This is a genomic window from Psychrobacillus faecigallinarum, assembly GCF_014836595.1.
Lineage (GTDB): Bacteria > Bacillota > Bacilli > Bacillales_A > Planococcaceae > Psychrobacillus > Psychrobacillus faecigallinarum.
Genome location: NZ_JACSQO010000019.1, coordinates 1 through 16117 on the forward strand (window position 1 = coordinate 1; position 16117 = coordinate 16117).

The following is a 16117-nucleotide window of genomic DNA, read 5'->3' on the forward strand; positions in this document are numbered from 1 at the left end:
CCCCCTGCAAGAGTAGGACGTCGCTGGGCACTGGAAAAAGTCGTTACCGAGAAATCGGTGACGGCTTTTTTGTTTGTATAAAGAAATTAAAAGTGACGAAGGACTAACCATTTCTAACTAAGCAAGTGTTCGAGAAACCTGAAGTATAATTTAGAATACCCTTTCAAATTCGATTAATTTTAAAGCCAGAGGACATTCCATTTCTTCGAAGTAAAAGAAAAATAAGATATTTCTCGTAAATATAATAAATATACAACTCGCCATAAAAGTCAGAATATATATATTATTTGTCGATTCTTGACATGGCCTGTGACCGCTGATAACCTTGTAATAATATTTAAACAGAGGAGGAAGTCAGCGTAATGTGGGAATCAAAATTTCAAAAAGAAGGTTTAACGTTTGACGATGTTTTATTAGTTCCAGCTCAATCAGAGGTTCTACCAAAGGATATTAACTTATCAGTACAATTAACTTCAAAAATTAAGCTAAATATTCCTGTAGTAAGTGCTGGTATGGATACAGTTACAGAAGCGAAGATGGCTATTGCTATGGCTCGTCAAGGTGGACTGGGCATTATTCACAAAAACATGAGCATTGAGGAACAAGCAGAACAAGTGGAAACAGTTAAACGTTCAGAAAATGGAGTTATAACCGATCCTTTCTACCTTACACCAACTCACCAAGTTTATGATGCAGAGCATTTGATGGGTAAATACAGAATCTCTGGTGTGCCAATTGTAAACAATGAAGAAGAATTGAGACTTGTAGGGATTATTACAAATCGTGATTTACGCTTTATCCAAGACTACTCTTTACAAATATCCGATGTAATGACTAAAGAAAAATTAGTAACTGCTGCTGTTGGTACTACGTTAGAGCAGGCTGAAAAGATTCTTCAACAATACAAAATTGAAAAATTACCGATAGTGGATGACAATGGCATTCTAAAAGGTCTAATTACTATTAAAGATATTGAAAAAGTAATTGAGTTTCCAAATGCAGCAAAAGACCATCATGGTCGTTTGCTAGTAGGGGCTGCGGTTGGAGTAACGAAGGATACGATGATTCGAGTGCAGAAATTAGTAGAAGCACAGGTAGATGCAATCGTAATTGATACTGCTCATGGACATTCTAAAGGTGTTATTGAAGTAGTGAAAGAAATAAGAGCAACTTATCCAGATTTAGATATCGTTGCTGGAAATGTTGCAACTGGTGAGGCAACAAAGGCACTATTTGAAGCAGGGGCAGATGTAGTAAAAGTAGGAATTGGTCCAGGTTCTATTTGTACAACTCGTGTGGTGGCAGGTGTGGGAGTACCACAAATTACTGCAATCTATGACTGTGCTAACGAAGCTAGAAAGTCTGGAAAAACGATCATTGCAGATGGTGGTATTAAATTTTCCGGAGATATCGTGAAAGCATTAGCTGCTGGTGGACATGTAGTAATGCTTGGTAGTTTACTTGCAGGAACTACAGAAAGTCCAGGAGAAACAGAAATCTTCCAAGGTAGACGTTTTAAAGTATACCGAGGTATGGGTTCTATCGGTGCTATGGAAAAAGGTTCTAAGGACCGTTACTTCCAAGAGGATGCAAAGAAATTAGTACCAGAAGGAATTGAAGGGCGTTTGCCATACAAAGGGCCACTATCTGATACGATTCACCAACTTCTTGGTGGGGTTCGTGCAGGTATGGGGTATTGTGGTACAGGCACTCTAGAGGACTTACGTGAAAAGGCCCAATTTATACGCATGACTGGCGCTGGCCTACGTGAAAGTCATCCTCATGATGTACAAATTACAAAAGAGGCACCAAACTATTCTATCTCTTAATAAAGAAACTTTCGCACCCATTCACCGTCTATATATAGGCCGAATGGGTGCTTTTTTAAAGTGTTATGCACCTAGTTCAAAAAGTATGATAAAATGAGCAGTGATAATAGAAAAAGTGGAGGTACAGTAGTGAAGAAATTTTGGAAAACAACAATGGTAAAGTGGCTAGTACTTCCGATGTTGCTTGTGTCTTTAGTAGGTGTAATACCAGCTACCACAAAAGCAGAGGAAAGTTTGAATTTAAATGTGGACGCTGCAATCTTAGTAGATGCGGATTCCGGAAAAATTCTTTATGAACAAAATGCAGATGCAGCTTTAGGTATTGCGAGTATGACAAAAATGATGACGGAGTATCTTCTTTTCGAAGCAATTGAAGAAGGTAAAATCTCATGGGACCAACAATATTCAGTAAATGAATATACATATAAAATTTCTCAAGATCGTCGTTTAAGTAATGTACCTCTACGTGAGGACGGTACTTATTCAATTCGTGAATTATATGAAGCAATGGCTATCTATTCTGCAAATGCAGCAACTATTGCTATTGCAGAAACTATTGCTGGAACAGAAGAAAATTTTATAAAACTAATGAATGAAAAAGCTGGAGAAATGGGCTTAGAAAATTATAAGTTTGTTAACTCTACTGGTTTAAATAATGCTGATTTACAAGGGATGCATCCAAAGAGTACAGGGGCAACAGACGAGAATGTGATGCCTGCTAGCTCAGTAGCAAAATTGGCTTACCTTCTTATGAAAGACTACCCAGAAGTTTTAGAAACAACTAAAATACCTAAAAAAATCTTCCGTGAGGGTACACCGGATGCTATTGAAATGAGTAACTGGAACTGGATGCTACCAGGATTAGTTTATAAATATCAAGGCGTAGATGGTTTGAAAACAGGAACAACAGATTTTGCTGGTCACTCCTTCACTGGAACTGCTGAAAGAAATGGTATGAGAGTAATCGCTGTAGTGATGAAAGCAGTAGATGCTAATGGAAAGGGAAGTTATAAGGCTAGATTTGATGCAACTAGAGCTTTGTTTGATTTTGGATTTGCTCAATTTACTAAAGTAGAGCTAATACCAGCAGGATATAAAATTCCTGACCATGAAACTCTAGAAGTAAATAAAGGAAAAGAAGACAAAGTTGCAATTGCAGTCAAAGAACCTATTTCTATGATGATTAAATCTAGCGATAAAGATCTGTACAAGCCTGTATTTACTCCAACAAAAGACAAGTTAGAAGCTGAAGTTAAAAAGGATACAGTTGTAGGAACAGTACACCTTGAAAAAACAGAAGGCACTGATTACGGTTATATTATTGGTGACCAAGCAAGTGTCGATGTTGTAACAACAGAAGCTGTAGAAAGAGCTGGTTGGTTCAGTTTAATGTTCCAAGGTATTGGCAAATTCTTTAGCGGCTTGTGGGATAGTACGACCGACTTTGTAGGCGGATTATTTTAATAAATAAGAAAGCATGTGCAAAGTGTTACTAGTTAACCTAGACTTAGACACTTGCACCACCTTCTTACTATACTTAAGCACTGAAACTCAATTAGAGTTGTCAGTGCTTTTTTGTATAGAAAAGAAATTAAGAATGCTTGATTTTTATTGCCTTCATTAGCTCATGTATGGTTGTCGAAATATTTGAAAACTCTAATCCACCGAATCCTAATACTAATTTTGGGAGAGTTTCTTCTATGGGAAAGGTTATATACTTATTCAGACCATAGATTTGAATATTTGCTTGTTGGGCAAGGGCAACCAGTTCCTCTTCCTTCTTTTGTGTATGAATGGTCAATAAAAGATGCATTCCTGCCTGTTCTCCAGAAAGGGTAACAGCTGGCTCATATTCTAAAAGAGACTTCGTAATAATTTCTAGCTTTCTTTTATAAATTTTTCTCATTTTATTTAGATGCTTCCCGAAGTGACCGTCCTCCATAAACTTTGCAAGTATATATTGGTCCATTCGTGGGACAGTAGCTGAATAATAGTAATATTTCGCCTTGTATTGCTTTATAAGTGGTTTTGGAAGTACCGCATAGGCGATCCTTAAGGAAGGCATCAGAGACTTAGAAAACGTGCTTAAATAAATTACACGGTCGTTTTGGTCCATTCCTTGTAAAGAAGGAATTGGTTTACCAGTATATCTGAATTCACTGTCATAATCATCTTCAATAATATAACGTTTCTCATGTTGATAAGCCCAGGCTAGCAGCTGACTTCTTCGTGAAGCTGACATAACAGAACCAGTGGGAAATTGATGAGACGGAGTGACATACATAACAGTTGCATTAGTGTTTTCTAACTCCTGAACGACTAATCCCTCATCATCTACCCGGACAGGCACCGATTTTTCCTCATGCTCTAAAAAAAGATGATGAGAGAGTGGATAACCAGGGTTTTCATAGCCATAGACTGCCTCATTTCCAAGGAGGCGTATGAGTAGTGGCATAATCTGTTCTGTTCCTGAGCCTAAAATAATTTGTTCGGGTGTACTTTTTACACCACGAGATTGATAAAGGTATGAAGATATTTGCTGTCTTAGTATATAGTCTCCCTGAGGATGTCCAAGCTGAAGAAGCTCTTTATTTTCTTCATGAACCAAATCCCTTGCATATTTTCTCCACAGTGTAAAAGGAAAGGAATCCTCATCTATCCTTCCCGGAGAAAAATCCAAATGGTAGGATGGAGTTTTTTCTTCTTTAACAATTTGAGAATCTTCTATTTCGATCAAAGCAAGCTCCTCAATATTTTGAACAAAATATCCCCTTCTAGGTTCTGAATTTATGTAACCTTCTGCTAGCAGCTGACTATAAGAAAGCTCAATTGTAGTTTGGCTAAGATCAAGATAGTCAGCAAGCTTTCTTTTAGAGGGAAGCTTATCTCCTTCCTTAATATTGCCTTGTACTATGGCATCTTTTATAAATTTATATAGTTGTTCATATAATGGGCTGTTTGAATTTTTTTCTAAAGGAAACATGAGGAAATCCATAGTATCATCCAATCTGACCACTTTCATTTTAGTGTTTCTGGCGCTTTTCATATGGTCATATATCATTATACTAAATTTTATAACAGTTAGGAGGTATTCAAGATGAAAATGCATATGACAGGTACTGAGATAGTAAAAAGAGGTATGGCAGAGATGCAAAAAGGTGGAGTTATAATGGATGTTATTAACGCAGAGCAAGCACGAATTGCGGAGGCAGCCGGTGCTGTGGCTGTAATGGCATTAGAACGTGTACCCTCTGATATCCGTGCAGCAGGGGGAGTTGCTCGCATGGCCGATCCACGCATAATGGAAGAGGTAATGGGTGCTGTAACGATACCAGTCATGGCAAAAGCTCGCATTGGACATATAACGGAGGCAAGAATTTTAGAGGCAATGGGTGTGGACTATATTGACGAATCAGAGGTGCTGACACCAGCCGATGAAGAATTTCATTTGCGTAAAAGTGAGTTCACAGTGCCATTTGTTTGTGGGTGTAAGGATTTGGGAGAGGCAGCTCGACGTATAGGTGAAGGGGCATCAATGCTTCGGACGAAAGGTGAACCTGGGACAGGTAACATTGTAGAAGCTGTTCGCCATTTACGAAAGGTTAATGCACAGGTTAGAAAAATTGTGCATATGAACGAGGATGAACTAATGACAGAAGCGAAAATCTTAGGAGCGCCATATGAGATTTTATTGCAAATCAAACAAAAAGGAAAATTACCAGTAGTAAACTTCGCAGCAGGAGGAGTTGCTACTCCAGCAGATGCTGCGCTTATGATGGAACTTGGAGCAGATGGAGTGTTTGTCGGATCTGGAATATTCAAATCTGATAATCCAGAGAAATTTGCTCGTGCTATTGTGGAAGCAACTACTCATTATCGCGATTATAAATTATTAGTGGATATTTCAAAGGATTTAGGAATCCCTATGAAGGGAATTGAAATCTCTCGATTAACAGATGCAGAACGTATGCAAGATCGAGGTTGGTAAGATGGTGAAAATTGGAGTAATGGCTCTTCAAGGAGCTGTCATGGAACATATTCGTTCGTTAGAAGAATGCGGCGTAGAGGCAGTATTGGTCAAAACAAAAAGTGATCTTCAAAATATAGATGGTTTAATCTTTCCAGGTGGCGAAAGTACCACAATGCGCAAGCTTATAGATCGCTTTGATTTGCTAATTCCTTTAAAACAATTTGCAGAATCAGGCAAGCCAATGTTTGGTACATGTGCGGGCCTTATATTATTAGCAAGGAATATCCAAGATCAGGATTCCCAGCATATTGGTGTATTAGAAGCTACTGTCGAAAGAAATTCTTTTGGCCGTCAAGTGAATAGCTTTGAAACTATTTTAGAAATCCAAGGAGTAGCAGCTGACTTTCCTGCTGTTTTTATAAGAGCTCCCCATATTGTGGAGGTAGGGAAAAGCGTAGAAATACTTGCAACTCATGAAAATAGAATTGTAATGGCTAGACAGGACAATATATTAGGATGTTCCTTCCATCCTGAATTAACGAACGATCATCGTATAACTGCCTATTTTATACAAATGGTTCAGGAATCACTTGCCAAACAGGTCAACCTATAGTAAAGTATGATTAATTTCATGAATTAAAAAACGATGATAGGAAGTAGTAACAAGTAAGTTTTTTTTAGAGAGTCAGCGGTTGGTGGGAGCTGATAAAGACCCTTGTGAATCCGTCCTTTGAGTTGCGCAGCTGAAAAATAGGTAAGCTGTGGCCGGTTGAAAAGCCGTTATTAGACAAGTGGATCTGATCATGTGTCAGTTCAATCAGGGTGGCAACGCGGGTAGCTCTCGTCCCTTTTTTAGGGATGGGGGCTTTTTTGTCGTTATTTAATTAATGGTTGGTTAAAAGTGTCAAAATATTAAGAGGAGGAATTCATATGTTAGATGTAAAATTTGTACGTGATAATTATGAAGAAGTGAAAGCTAAACTTGCGAAGCGTGGAGAAGATATCTCTGAGTTCGATCAATTTCTTCCTTTAGACCAAAAGCGTAGAGAATTAATAGCAAAAACAGAAGTATTAAAGGCAGAAAGAAACGAGGTTTCTCAAAAAATCTCTCAAATGAAACGAAACAAAGAGAATGCTGATGATTTAATTGTGCGTATGCGTGAGGTTGGCGATGAGATTAAAGCGTTGGATGAAGAGCTACGTCAAGTAGAAGAGAAGTTTGACTACATGATGATGCGTATTCCAAATATTCCACATGATGACGTTCCGGTTGGTGACTCCGAGGATGATAATGTGGAAATCCGTAAGTGGGGAGATGTCCCTTCATTTGATTTTGATACAAAAGCTCACTGGGATATCGCCACAGATTTAAAAATAGTGGATTTTGAGCGTGCTGCAAAAGTAACTGGAAGCCGTTTTGCCTTTTACCGTGGTCTAGGTGCAAGATTGGAGCGCGCGCTATGGAATTTCATGATGGATCTTCATTCAGAAGAGCATGGCTACGAGGAAATGCTTCCACCTTATATGGCGAACCGTATGAGTTTAACAGGCACTGGTCAGCTTCCAAAGTTTGAAGAGGATGCTTTTCTAGTTAACGAGGAGGATTATTTCTTAATCCCAACTGCTGAGGTTCCAGTAACCAACTTCTACCGCGATGAGATTCTAGATGGGGCAGAACTTCCACAAGCGTTTACTGCATTTAGTGCTTGTTTCCGTTCGGAGGCAGGTTCTGCAGGTAGAGATACACGCGGACTAATCCGTCAGCATCAATTCAATAAAGTAGAGCTTGTACGTTTTGTAAAACCAGAGGATTCATACGAACAGTTGGAACTTCTAACAGGACATGCAGAAAAAGTGCTACAACTTTTGGGTCTTCCATATCGCGTACTACGTATGTGCACTGCCGACCTTGGTTTCACTGCTGCTAAAAAATATGATATTGAAGTATGGTTACCAAGCTATGGGGAGTATAAAGAGATTTCTTCTTGCAGTAACTTTGAAGACTTCCAAGCTCGTCGTGCAGGAATCCGTTTTAGAAGAGAAACGGGCGCTAAACCAGAGTTTGTACACACATTAAACGGAAGTGGACTAGCAATTGGGCGCACAGTTGCCGCTATCCTAGAAAATTATCAGCAACCAGATGGTTCTGTTAAAATCCCAGAGGTACTACAACCTTACATGGGTGGCAAAAAAGTTATCCAATAAACTAAGAAAAGCGCAAGCGCCTATGTCTGCCCCGACAAGCAAATGGGGAAAGCGAGGAGGCAGTTCCTCAGCCCCCACAGCTTTATCCCATTTGACCTCGAGGGGCAAGGCGGTGGAGTTAGACAAAAAGAAAAGCGCAAGCGCCTATGTCTGCCCCGACAAGAAAAGGGGAAAGAGAGGCAAACAATTTAAAAAACTTCTGTTTAGAACCAAAATGCTCAGAGCTCCTGGCGTTTTTGGTTCTTTTTTTTCATTCGTAGCTCTCGAAAAAAAGTGGTTAGTAAATTACCGCAAGTCTCAGCAAGAACTCCCTCTGTTACCTCACAGACATGGTTAAATCTATTGTCATTTAATAGCGTATATAATGAGTCTACACAACCCGCTTTAAGGTCTCGAGCACCATAAACGACTCGTGGGATACGCGACTGTAATATTGCTCCTGCACACATAGGACAAGGTTCTAGAGTTACATAAAGAGTAGTTTCCTCTAGTCTCCAACTCCCGATTTTGGCACAAGCTTCTTGAATAGCCAGTAGCTCAGCATGGGTTGTCGCATTCTGTGTTGTCTCTCGTAAATTGTAGCCTCTCGCAATTACTTCATTTTTATGTACGATAATCGCACCTATAGGAACTTCTCCTATTGTGGCTGCTTTCTTAGCTTCTTCAATTGCTAAATTCATATAATACTCGTCCATTTGGAGTCAACTCCTTACGCGTATTTTAGCATGTTTTGTATGTCCCTTGCATAATTTAGTTTGAAGGAGTGATGGTATGAATTATGTAGTGAAAACTGGTGATAGTTTATACTCTATTGCCAAGCGTTTTGGAACGAGTGCGGCTACTCTTGCCTCTATTAATGGTTTACCGGATCAAGATGTATTGGTTGTAGGTCAGGCGATTGTTCTACCCTCCACGCCAGATCCAAACAGACCCTCTATTGAATCTAATTTATATGTTGAATGGTATACCGATGTCCCCTCGGAAACAGTGATTGAAAAAGTAAGAAATGTAGCTGCAGAACTAACTTATATGATGCCCTTTGCTTTTGACATTAAAAGAGACGGATCGTTAACTCCAATGAATTGGGGAAGCTTGTCGGAGATAGCAGAAGAAAACAATGTTGAGACGGTTATTGTATTGACCAACATTGAAGAAGGAGCATTTAGTGACACGCTTGCCAATACAATTTTTACAAATGAAGAAGTTAAACAAAAGGTATTTGAAGAATCCGTGAAGGAGGCAAATAAAAGGGGTACAAAGCATCTACACACTGATTTTGAATATATAAATCCCGATGATCGTGAGAAGTATGTACAATTCTTAAAAGAATTCCGTGAGTTTGCCCCTAGTTTTATTTTTTCTGCTAGCCTTGCTCCGAAAACTAGTGCCAATCAACCTGGTAAATGGTATGAGGGGCATGACTATAAAGCCCTTGGCGAGGTTTTAGATTTTGTTGTTATTATGACCTATGAGTGGGGATATAGCGGTGGCCCTCCAATGGCAGTTTCTCCAATAGGTCCTGTAAGAGATGTATTAGAATATGCAATTACAGAGATACCTTCTCAAAAGGTAATGATGGGTCAAAATTTATATGGCTATGATTGGACTTTGCCTTATAAACCAGGTAATCCTTTTGCTAGGGCGATAAGTCCACAACAGGCTATTCAATTAGCCAGAGATCGAAATGCTGCTATTGAATATGATGAAGAGGCACAGGCACCTTTTTTTAATTACTGGAGAGACGGGAAAGAGCATGAAGTGTGGTTCGAGGATGCAAGATCTATTCAAGCAAAATTTAATCTGTTAAAGGAATTAAATTTATTGGGGATTTCCTATTGGCATAGTGGCTTTGACTTCCCTCAAAACTGGTATCTTCTAAATGCTACATTTCGTATCAAGAAAAAATAGGGGATATTTGTCTTTCTCTGGAAAGACAAATATCCTCTATTTTTCGTTATATCCCTATGCTAAAATAGAGGGTACGACTTGAAAATTTAGAGTGAGGTTAGAGATATGTCTATTCCATTTATAACGGTAGAGGGTCCAATAGGTGTTGGTAAGACCTCACTGGCTAAAGCAATTGGTAATACTTATCAATTTGAATTGTTAAAAGAGATCGTGGATGAAAACCCCTTTTTAAATAAATTCTATGAAGATATAGCAGAGTGGAGCTTTCAAACAGAGATGTTCTTTCTATGCAATCGCTATAAGCAATTAAGCGATATTGAAAAAAAATACTTATCGAAAGACACCGCTGTTGTAGCGGATTATCATATTTTTAAAAATCTTATCTTTGCTAAACGCTCCCTAAGTAAGGAGGAGTATGAAAAATATGAGGCAATTTATCATATTTTAACGAAGGATATGCCAGTTCCTAATTTAGTTATTTATCTGGATGCTAGCATAGATGTGTTAGTAGACCGTATTGATTTGCGTGGGAGAGAGTTTGAAAAGAAAATTAGTACAACCTATCTGGAGCAGCTTTCTTCCGATTACCGAATGTTTATAGATGATTTTGAATTAAAGCATCCAGAAATACCGGTTATCCGCTTCAATGGAGATGAAATGGACTTTGTTCAAAATAACCAAGATTTACAGATAATTTTAGAAAAAGTAGATGAAACACTACATAGAAGGAGTTTATAACATGAATTTAAGAGAAAAGTATGGCATACCTTCCAATGCTGTAATAACAATAGCAGGAACTGTAGGAGTAGGTAAATCTACTATGACTAAGATGCTTGCTGAAGCACTACACTTTAAAACCTCTTTTGAAAAAGTAGACACTAACCCTTATCTAGATCGTTTCTATGAGGATTTCTCTAAATGGAGCTTTCATTTACAAATCTATTTCCTAGCAGAGCGTTTTAAGGAGCAAAAGAGAATGTTTGAGTATGGCGGAGGTTTTATTCAGGATCGTTCCATTTATGAAGACACAGGGATTTTTGCACAAATGCATAAAGAAAAAGGAACAATGGACCCGGTAGACCATGAGACATATACAAGCCTTTTTGAAGCGATGGTTATGACGCCATACTTTCCACATCCGAACCTTCTCATCTATTTAGAAGGATCTTTGGATGATATTATAGACCGTATTCATGAAAGAGGTCGCTCAATGGAACAACAAACTCCAATCGCTTATTGGGAAGAGATGCATGGCAGATACGAAAAGTGGATTGATGGATTTAATGGCTGTCCAGTACTTCGTCTCAACATCAATGACTATGATATCGTAGAGAATCCACAAGATGTTGAACTAATTCTTGAAAGAATTGGCCATTTCATGGAGCAAACACAGACGATTACTTTACGTAAATAATAGAAAAGCTTCTGCATTTATTGCAGAAGCTTTTTGCTTTCTAAAAGGGATTTTAAATAGGAGAGAGAATAGATTAGAAAGGGGGAATATAAAATGAGCATAGAAATAAATATTAGAAAAGCGATGGTTAATGATGCAGAACAAATAATAGAACATATCAAAAGAATATTAAAGGAAAACCCTAGTTTCATGGCTACCACACCTGAAGAATTTACGGTGTCGGTGGTGGAGCAGAGAGAAAAAATTGTGAATTGTAGTGAGAGAGGCTTAATGCTAGTAGCAGAACAGGAGAATCAAATAATTGGAATCCTTGATTTTCATCTATCCTCACGTAAAAGATTCAGTCATCAGGGTCTTTTTGGAATAAGTATTCAAGAAACCTTTGCCAATAAAGGAATAGGCACTTGTCTAATTAAAAAATTGTTAGAATGGGCTAGGAAACAGGAACATATAGAGAAGATATCGTTAGAGGTGTTTTCTAATAATGAAAGAGCAATTCATTTATACACAAAGCTAGGCTTTAAAGAGGAGGGAAGAAGGCATAAACACGTAAAATTTGGACCAAATGAATATGTAGACGACATTATTATGAGTCAATTTGTAAAATAAAAAAAGAAATTGACTTTTATAGTCAACTTCTTAATATTCTGAACACATATGGCTAAGAAAAATTCGTTACAAGAGCAACGAATTCAATCTCAAATTTATGCGTGTGTGTTGTTAAAAAATGGAGGAGGAAGAGGGATTCGAACCCCCGCGCGGTATGACCCGCCTGTCGGTTTTCAAGACCGATCCCTTCAGCCAGACTTGGGTATTCCTCCGAAGTACAAGAATTAATTTATCACGGATAAAAATCAAAGTCAACATATTTGAAAAAAATTTAATAATATTTTTTTAGTATAGAAAGTATAAAGAAAGAAATCAGATCGTAACCATTGATTTTTAAGTTTAAAATGCGTATACTAGTTATTGCCGTGCTAGGTGGGAAGGTAGCGGTGTCTTGTAACTCGCAATCCGCTCTAGCGAGACTGAACTCCTTCTCGAGGTTGTTTACATGTTAGGTCTGGTATTTGCACGTGATGTTGACGTCTGGGTCCTGCGCAATGGGAGCCCATGAACCATGTCAGGTCCGGAAGGAAGCAGCATTAAGTGGTGCATTCTCATGTGCCGCGGGGTTGCCTAGGCCGAGTTAACGACAAAGGTGCCGCTTATGTGTATCAATCGAAGGAAGGTGCACGGCTTTAATTTAATTATTATCAAACTCATTCATCCTCGGAGGAATGAGTTTTTTTATTTATACTTATATGTACTTGTAAGGCGAAGTCAAGTTTTCTTTATGTTATAATATTTACATACTTTATCTAAAAAGAAGAGGGAGGGGAACTTGTTGTCGTATCAAGCTTTCTACCGCGCATATCGACCTCAGTCGTTTGCGGAAATGTCCGGTCAAACTCATATCAAACAAACCCTTCAAAATGCCCTCATTTACAATAAAACTACTCATGCATATTTATTTTCAGGACCAAGAGGTACAGGTAAAACAAGTGCTGCGAAAATTTTTGCTAAAGCGTTGAACTGTGAGAATGGGCCTGACAAGGAACCATGCAATAAATGTGCAACTTGCAAAAGTATCACAGAGGGTTCCAATACAGATGTAATTGAGTTTGATGCTGCTTCCAACTCTCGTGTGGAAGAAATACGTGACATTATTGAAAAAGTACGTTTTGCTCCTTCTAATGCGCGCTACAAAGTTTATATTATTGATGAAGTGCATATGCTCTCTACGAGTGCCTTTAATGCTTTGTTAAAAACATTAGAAGAGCCACCAGCTCATGTTGTTTTTATACTTGCAACAACAGAACCACATAAAATACCACTCACCATTATTTCAAGATGTCAAAGATTTGATTTTAAAAGGATTACATCTGCTGATATCGTTTCCAGGATGGTAGAAGTGCTGACCGATGCAGGGATAGAATATGATGTGAATGTACTGAAAATTATCGCACAAGTGGCAGCTGGCGGTATGCGTGATGCACTCAGTATGCTAGATCAAGTAGTATCTTTCAGTGGAAAAATGATGACAATAGAAGATGCCTTGCTTGTAACGGGTTCTATTGGCCAGGATGTTTTTTATCAGTTGGCTGATGCTCTAAGTGAGAGAGATGTAGCACAGGCTTTAAGTAGTATCGAAAAGCTTGTAGAGGATGGAAAAGATCCTGTTCGATTAACGGAGGATTTTATCACATTCTATAGAGATTTGTTGGTACTTCAGGTTGCTCCAGACCAAGCGGAACTATTAGAAATTGCTACGGGCGATGAGCGGTTTAGAGAGCTGGCTACTAAATTTCCTGTGGAGACACTATATAAGAGTATTTCTATTCTCACAAACACTCAACAAGAAATGCGATTTTCCAATCATGCAAAAGTGTATTTAGAAACGGCAGTTATCCGTTTAGCGCAGGTGCCACAAGAGGCTGCTGTGGGGAATGCAAATAGCGCTGAGTTGGAAAAGAAAGTTCAGTTACTAGAAGGGCAGCTTCAGCAGTTGCAGCAACAACTGAGCCAAGGTACGTTTGCACTTGGAACCAATCAAGGGACACAGCAGGAGCAACCAAAGAGAACAAGACAAAAAGCCTCTGGCGTGAAGGTGTCAAGTGGTCGAATACAAGAGATTTTAAAAACAGCAACAAAGTCAGATATTCAAACTATTAAATCACAATGGGCGAATATATTACAACAGCTTCAAAAATCACATGCTGCTTTGTTAAATGATGCAGAACCAGTTGCAGCATCTTCCAGTGCATTTGTGTTAAAATTTAAATATGATATACATTGTCAAATGGCAATGGAGAATAAAACTTTCTCTACCTCTTTTCCACAACTTATTTCAAGCTTAACCGGAACGATGTATGAGGTTGTATATGTACCGGAAGAAAGTTGGTTAAAGATTAGAGAAGAATTTATTCGGCAAAATGGATTAAAAAAGGACTCTATAGAGTCTACGCAGGAAGCTTCTTCTGAATCATCTGAAGTGATGGAACTGTTACAAGGAATGGAAGAAATCACGGAAGATCCTTTAATCGTGGAAGCAGAAAAACTATTTGGAAAAGAATTTGTAGAAGTACATGATGACTAAGGAGGAAAATAATTATGCGCGGAATGGGAAATATGCAAGGTATGATGAAACAAATGCAAAAAATGCAAAAGAAAATGGCTGAGGCTCAAGAGGAACTGGCAACCCAACGCTTTGAAGCAGTTGCTGGCGGAGGAATGGTAAAGGTTATCGTCTCAGGACAAAAAGAAGTATTAGAGGTAGCTCTAGATTCAGCAGTAGTAGACCCTGATGATGTGGAAATGCTACAAGATTTAATCGTAATTGCTACAAATGAAGCAATGAAAAAAGCGGAAGAAACAGCTAATGCCACTATGGGTCAATTCACGAAAGGGTTGAACCTTCCTGGCATGTTCTAGGAGGAAAATAATGCATTATCCTGAACCGATATCAAAGCTAATAGAAAGCTTTATGAAATTGCCAGGAATCGGGCCGAAAACTGCGGCCCGTCTGGCATTTTTTGTGTTAACTATGAAGGAAGATACAGTACTAGACTTTGCAAAAGCACTAGTAGATGCCAAAAGAAACTTAAGCTATTGCTCTATTTGTGGACATATCACGGACATAGACCCTTGTCATATATGCCAAGACAAACAACGTGATGTATCAATGATTTGTGTAGTACAAGATACTAAAGACGTAATAGCAATGGAAAAAATGAGAGATTATAATGGTTTATACCATGTACTTCATGGAGCTATCTCTCCTATGGATGGAATAGGTCCAGAGGATATTAATGTTCCGTCTTTATTAAAAAGATTACAGGACACACAAGTAGAAGAACTGATTCTAGCAACCAACCCTACAATAGAAGGAGAAGCCACAGCTATGTATATATCTCGTCTTGTAAAACCTTCTGGTATCAAAACAACGAGAATTGCACACGGGTTACCTGTAGGAGGAGATTTAGAGTATGCAGATGAAGTTACTCTGTCTAAAGCTCTAGAAGGACGCCGGGAATTATAAGGAGAGTGTAGGGGTACATGTTTTTTAAAAAGGGAAAATTAAAAAAAGAATTTGATCAACAATTTGTAACCCTCATTAAAGCCACCAAAGAAGATTGGCAGCAAGCACAGCTAATAGAAGATTATTTGAATGACTATGATCTAAATGCGGTAGCCAAAAGAAAAATAGCAGAGAGTATACATTTCTATCTATATAAAGAAGCAAAGATTAGGAATGTGATTATAAAATAGAATATTAGTAGTACTAGCTTCATACAATAAGGATATTGATTTTATGGAGGGATTGTACATGAAGTTAACCATTATTGTGTGTTCGCTAGTATTATTGTTGTTTTTAGTATTCAAAAGCTCTTTCTCTAATTTATTTGAAAGTCTAAGTATATTTTTATTTCGTTTAGGGTTTTCTATATTATTATTGTTTGGAGTTCATTTATTACTTGGAATGGCAGGATATGTGGTTCCTATAAACCTCTTCACAGGAGCTGTAGTAGCAGTGTTGGGAGTACCAGGAGTAGCCTCTGTAGTGACTATTTCTATACTGCTATAAAAAAATATAAAAAAGTTATCAAAAAGTGTTGACTTATATTTAAAACGAGAGTAATATAGTAGAAGTCGCCAAGAGGTAAACAAGTTCGGCTGACACGATGAACATTGAAAACTGAACATGCAAAACGTTAAGACATATAGCATCAAACAACTTCGGTTGTATTG

General features: G+C 38.2%; 16 protein-coding genes, 1 tRNA gene, 1 other RNA gene and 1 other annotated feature. Of the genes, 15 read left to right on the plus strand and 3 right to left on the minus strand.

What is annotated here, in order from left to right; all coding sequences use genetic code 11:
* Window positions 1–362: 362 nt before the first annotated feature.
* Window positions 363–1829 (plus strand): IMP dehydrogenase, encoded by a 1467-nt coding sequence (guaB, locus tag H9650_RS20005; protein ID WP_151111895.1) that lies wholly within the window; start codon window positions 363–365, stop codon window positions 1827–1829.
* 153 nt (window positions 1830–1982) lie between these two features.
* Window positions 1983–3293 carry a serine hydrolase gene (locus H9650_RS20010; RefSeq protein WP_404814924.1) on the plus strand — a complete coding sequence of 437 codons (1311 nt, stop codon included), beginning with the start codon at window positions 1983–1985 and terminating at the stop codon, window positions 3291–3293.
* A 127-nt stretch (window positions 3294–3420) separates the two neighbouring features.
* Here the strand turns inward: H9650_RS20010 and pdxR are convergent, their stop codons facing one another.
* Window positions 3421–4824 carry a MocR-like pyridoxine biosynthesis transcription factor PdxR gene (gene pdxR, locus H9650_RS20015; RefSeq protein ID WP_191697986.1) on the minus strand — a complete coding sequence of 468 codons (1404 nt, stop codon included), beginning with the start codon at window positions 4822–4824 and terminating at the stop codon, window positions 3421–3423.
* Between the two features lie 108 nt (window positions 4825–4932).
* Between pdxR and pdxS the strand changes: the two genes are divergently transcribed.
* The 3 genes from pdxS to serS all read left to right on the plus strand — a co-directional run bounded on the left by pdxS (window position 4933) and on the right by serS (window position 8004).
* Window positions 4933–5817, plus strand: coding sequence for a pyridoxal 5'-phosphate synthase lyase subunit PdxS (pdxS, locus tag H9650_RS20020; RefSeq protein WP_191697987.1), 885 nt, complete (start codon window positions 4933–4935; stop codon window positions 5815–5817).
* 1 nt (window position 5818) lies between these two features.
* Window positions 5819–6412 carry a pyridoxal 5'-phosphate synthase glutaminase subunit PdxT gene (pdxT, locus tag H9650_RS20025; protein ID WP_154311976.1) on the plus strand — a complete coding sequence of 198 codons (594 nt, stop codon included), beginning with the start codon at window positions 5819–5821 and terminating at the stop codon, window positions 6410–6412.
* A 24-nt stretch (window positions 6413–6436) separates the two neighbouring features.
* Window positions 6437–6651, plus strand: a binding site (T-box leader).
* 78 nt (window positions 6652–6729) lie between these two features.
* Window positions 6730–8004, plus strand: coding sequence for a serine--tRNA ligase (serS, locus tag H9650_RS20030; protein ID WP_154311975.1), 1275 nt, complete (start codon window positions 6730–6732; stop codon window positions 8002–8004).
* 218 nt (window positions 8005–8222) lie between these two features.
* Here the strand turns inward: serS and tadA are convergent, their stop codons facing one another.
* Complete coding sequence (tadA, locus tag H9650_RS20035) at window positions 8223–8699, minus strand: tRNA adenosine(34) deaminase TadA (protein ID WP_144541962.1); 477 nt, start codon at window positions 8697–8699, stop codon at window positions 8223–8225.
* Window positions 8700–8775: 76 nt separating this feature from the next.
* Between tadA and H9650_RS20040 the strand changes: the two genes are divergently transcribed.
* From H9650_RS20040 to H9650_RS20055, 4 genes are all read left to right on the plus strand, one after another.
* Window positions 8776–9912 carry a glycosyl hydrolase family 18 protein gene (locus H9650_RS20040; protein ID WP_191697983.1) on the plus strand — a complete coding sequence of 379 codons (1137 nt, stop codon included), beginning with the start codon at window positions 8776–8778 and terminating at the stop codon, window positions 9910–9912.
* A 105-nt stretch (window positions 9913–10017) separates the two neighbouring features.
* Window positions 10018–10650 (plus strand): deoxynucleoside kinase, encoded by a 633-nt coding sequence (locus tag H9650_RS20045; RefSeq protein WP_144541958.1) that lies wholly within the window; start codon window positions 10018–10020, stop codon window positions 10648–10650.
* A gap of 1 nt (window position 10651) precedes the next feature.
* Window positions 10652–11326, plus strand: coding sequence for a deoxynucleoside kinase (locus H9650_RS20050; RefSeq protein ID WP_191697984.1), 675 nt, complete (start codon window positions 10652–10654; stop codon window positions 11324–11326).
* A 93-nt stretch (window positions 11327–11419) separates the two neighbouring features.
* Window positions 11420–11935 carry a GNAT family N-acetyltransferase gene (locus tag H9650_RS20055; protein WP_144541954.1) on the plus strand — a complete coding sequence of 172 codons (516 nt, stop codon included), beginning with the start codon at window positions 11420–11422 and terminating at the stop codon, window positions 11933–11935.
* Between the two features lie 119 nt (window positions 11936–12054).
* Here H9650_RS20055 and H9650_RS20060 read toward each other — a convergent pair.
* A tRNA-Ser gene (locus H9650_RS20060) sits at window positions 12055–12147 on the minus strand.
* 151 nt (window positions 12148–12298) lie between these two features.
* Between H9650_RS20060 and ffs the strand changes: the two genes are divergently transcribed.
* The 6 genes from ffs (at window position 12299) to H9650_RS20090 (ending at window position 15953) form a co-directional block, all read left to right on the plus strand.
* Window positions 12299–12565, plus strand: an RNA gene (ffs, locus tag H9650_RS20065) — signal recognition particle sRNA large type.
* Between the two features lie 148 nt (window positions 12566–12713).
* Entirely contained in the window at window positions 12714–14465 is a 1752-nt protein-coding gene (gene dnaX / locus H9650_RS20070) for a DNA polymerase III subunit gamma/tau (RefSeq protein WP_191697985.1), read from the plus strand.
* Window positions 14466–14479: 14 nt separating this feature from the next.
* Entirely contained in the window at window positions 14480–14800 is a 321-nt protein-coding gene (locus H9650_RS20075) for a YbaB/EbfC family nucleoid-associated protein (RefSeq protein ID WP_144541950.1), read from the plus strand.
* A 10-nt stretch (window positions 14801–14810) separates the two neighbouring features.
* On the plus strand, window positions 14811–15407 hold the full coding sequence (recR, locus tag H9650_RS20080; RefSeq protein ID WP_144541947.1) for a recombination mediator RecR: 597 nt from the start codon (window positions 14811–14813) through the stop codon (window positions 15405–15407).
* A 17-nt stretch (window positions 15408–15424) separates the two neighbouring features.
* On the plus strand, window positions 15425–15637 hold the full coding sequence (locus tag H9650_RS20085; protein WP_144541945.1) for a YaaL family protein: 213 nt from the start codon (window positions 15425–15427) through the stop codon (window positions 15635–15637).
* A gap of 58 nt (window positions 15638–15695) precedes the next feature.
* On the plus strand, window positions 15696–15953 hold the full coding sequence (locus tag H9650_RS20090) for a pro-sigmaK processing inhibitor BofA family protein (protein ID WP_186318286.1): 258 nt from the start codon (window positions 15696–15698) through the stop codon (window positions 15951–15953).
* The last annotated feature ends 164 nt before the right edge of the window (window positions 15954–16117 follow it).

Coding starts and splice junctions, on each gene's coding strand:
- guaB (WP_151111895.1), top strand. CDS start 363: ATGTGGGAATCAAAATTTCAAAAAGAAGGTTTAACGTTTGACGATGTT.
- H9650_RS20010 (WP_404814924.1), top strand. CDS start 1,983: ATGGTAAAGTGGCTAGTACTTCCGATGTTGCTTGTGTCTTTAGTAGGT.
- pdxR (WP_191697986.1), bottom strand. CDS start 4,824: ATGGATTTCCTCATGTTTCCTTTAGAAAAAAATTCAAACAGCCCATTA.
- pdxS (WP_191697987.1), top strand. CDS start 4,933: ATGCATATGACAGGTACTGAGATAGTAAAAAGAGGTATGGCAGAGATG.
- pdxT (WP_154311976.1), top strand. CDS start 5,819: ATGGTGAAAATTGGAGTAATGGCTCTTCAAGGAGCTGTCATGGAACAT.
- serS (WP_154311975.1), top strand. CDS start 6,730: ATGTTAGATGTAAAATTTGTACGTGATAATTATGAAGAAGTGAAAGCT.
- tadA (WP_144541962.1), bottom strand. CDS start 8,699: ATGGACGAGTATTATATGAATTTAGCAATTGAAGAAGCTAAGAAAGCA.
- H9650_RS20040 (WP_191697983.1), top strand. CDS start 8,776: ATGAATTATGTAGTGAAAACTGGTGATAGTTTATACTCTATTGCCAAG.
- H9650_RS20045 (WP_144541958.1), top strand. CDS start 10,018: ATGTCTATTCCATTTATAACGGTAGAGGGTCCAATAGGTGTTGGTAAG.
- H9650_RS20050 (WP_191697984.1), top strand. CDS start 10,652: ATGAATTTAAGAGAAAAGTATGGCATACCTTCCAATGCTGTAATAACA.
- H9650_RS20055 (WP_144541954.1), top strand. CDS start 11,420: ATGAGCATAGAAATAAATATTAGAAAAGCGATGGTTAATGATGCAGAA.
- H9650_RS20075 (WP_144541950.1), top strand. CDS start 14,480: ATGCGCGGAATGGGAAATATGCAAGGTATGATGAAACAAATGCAAAAA.
- recR (WP_144541947.1), top strand. CDS start 14,811: ATGCATTATCCTGAACCGATATCAAAGCTAATAGAAAGCTTTATGAAA.
- H9650_RS20085 (WP_144541945.1), top strand. CDS start 15,425: ATGTTTTTTAAAAAGGGAAAATTAAAAAAAGAATTTGATCAACAATTT.
- H9650_RS20090 (WP_186318286.1), top strand. CDS start 15,696: ATGAAGTTAACCATTATTGTGTGTTCGCTAGTATTATTGTTGTTTTTA.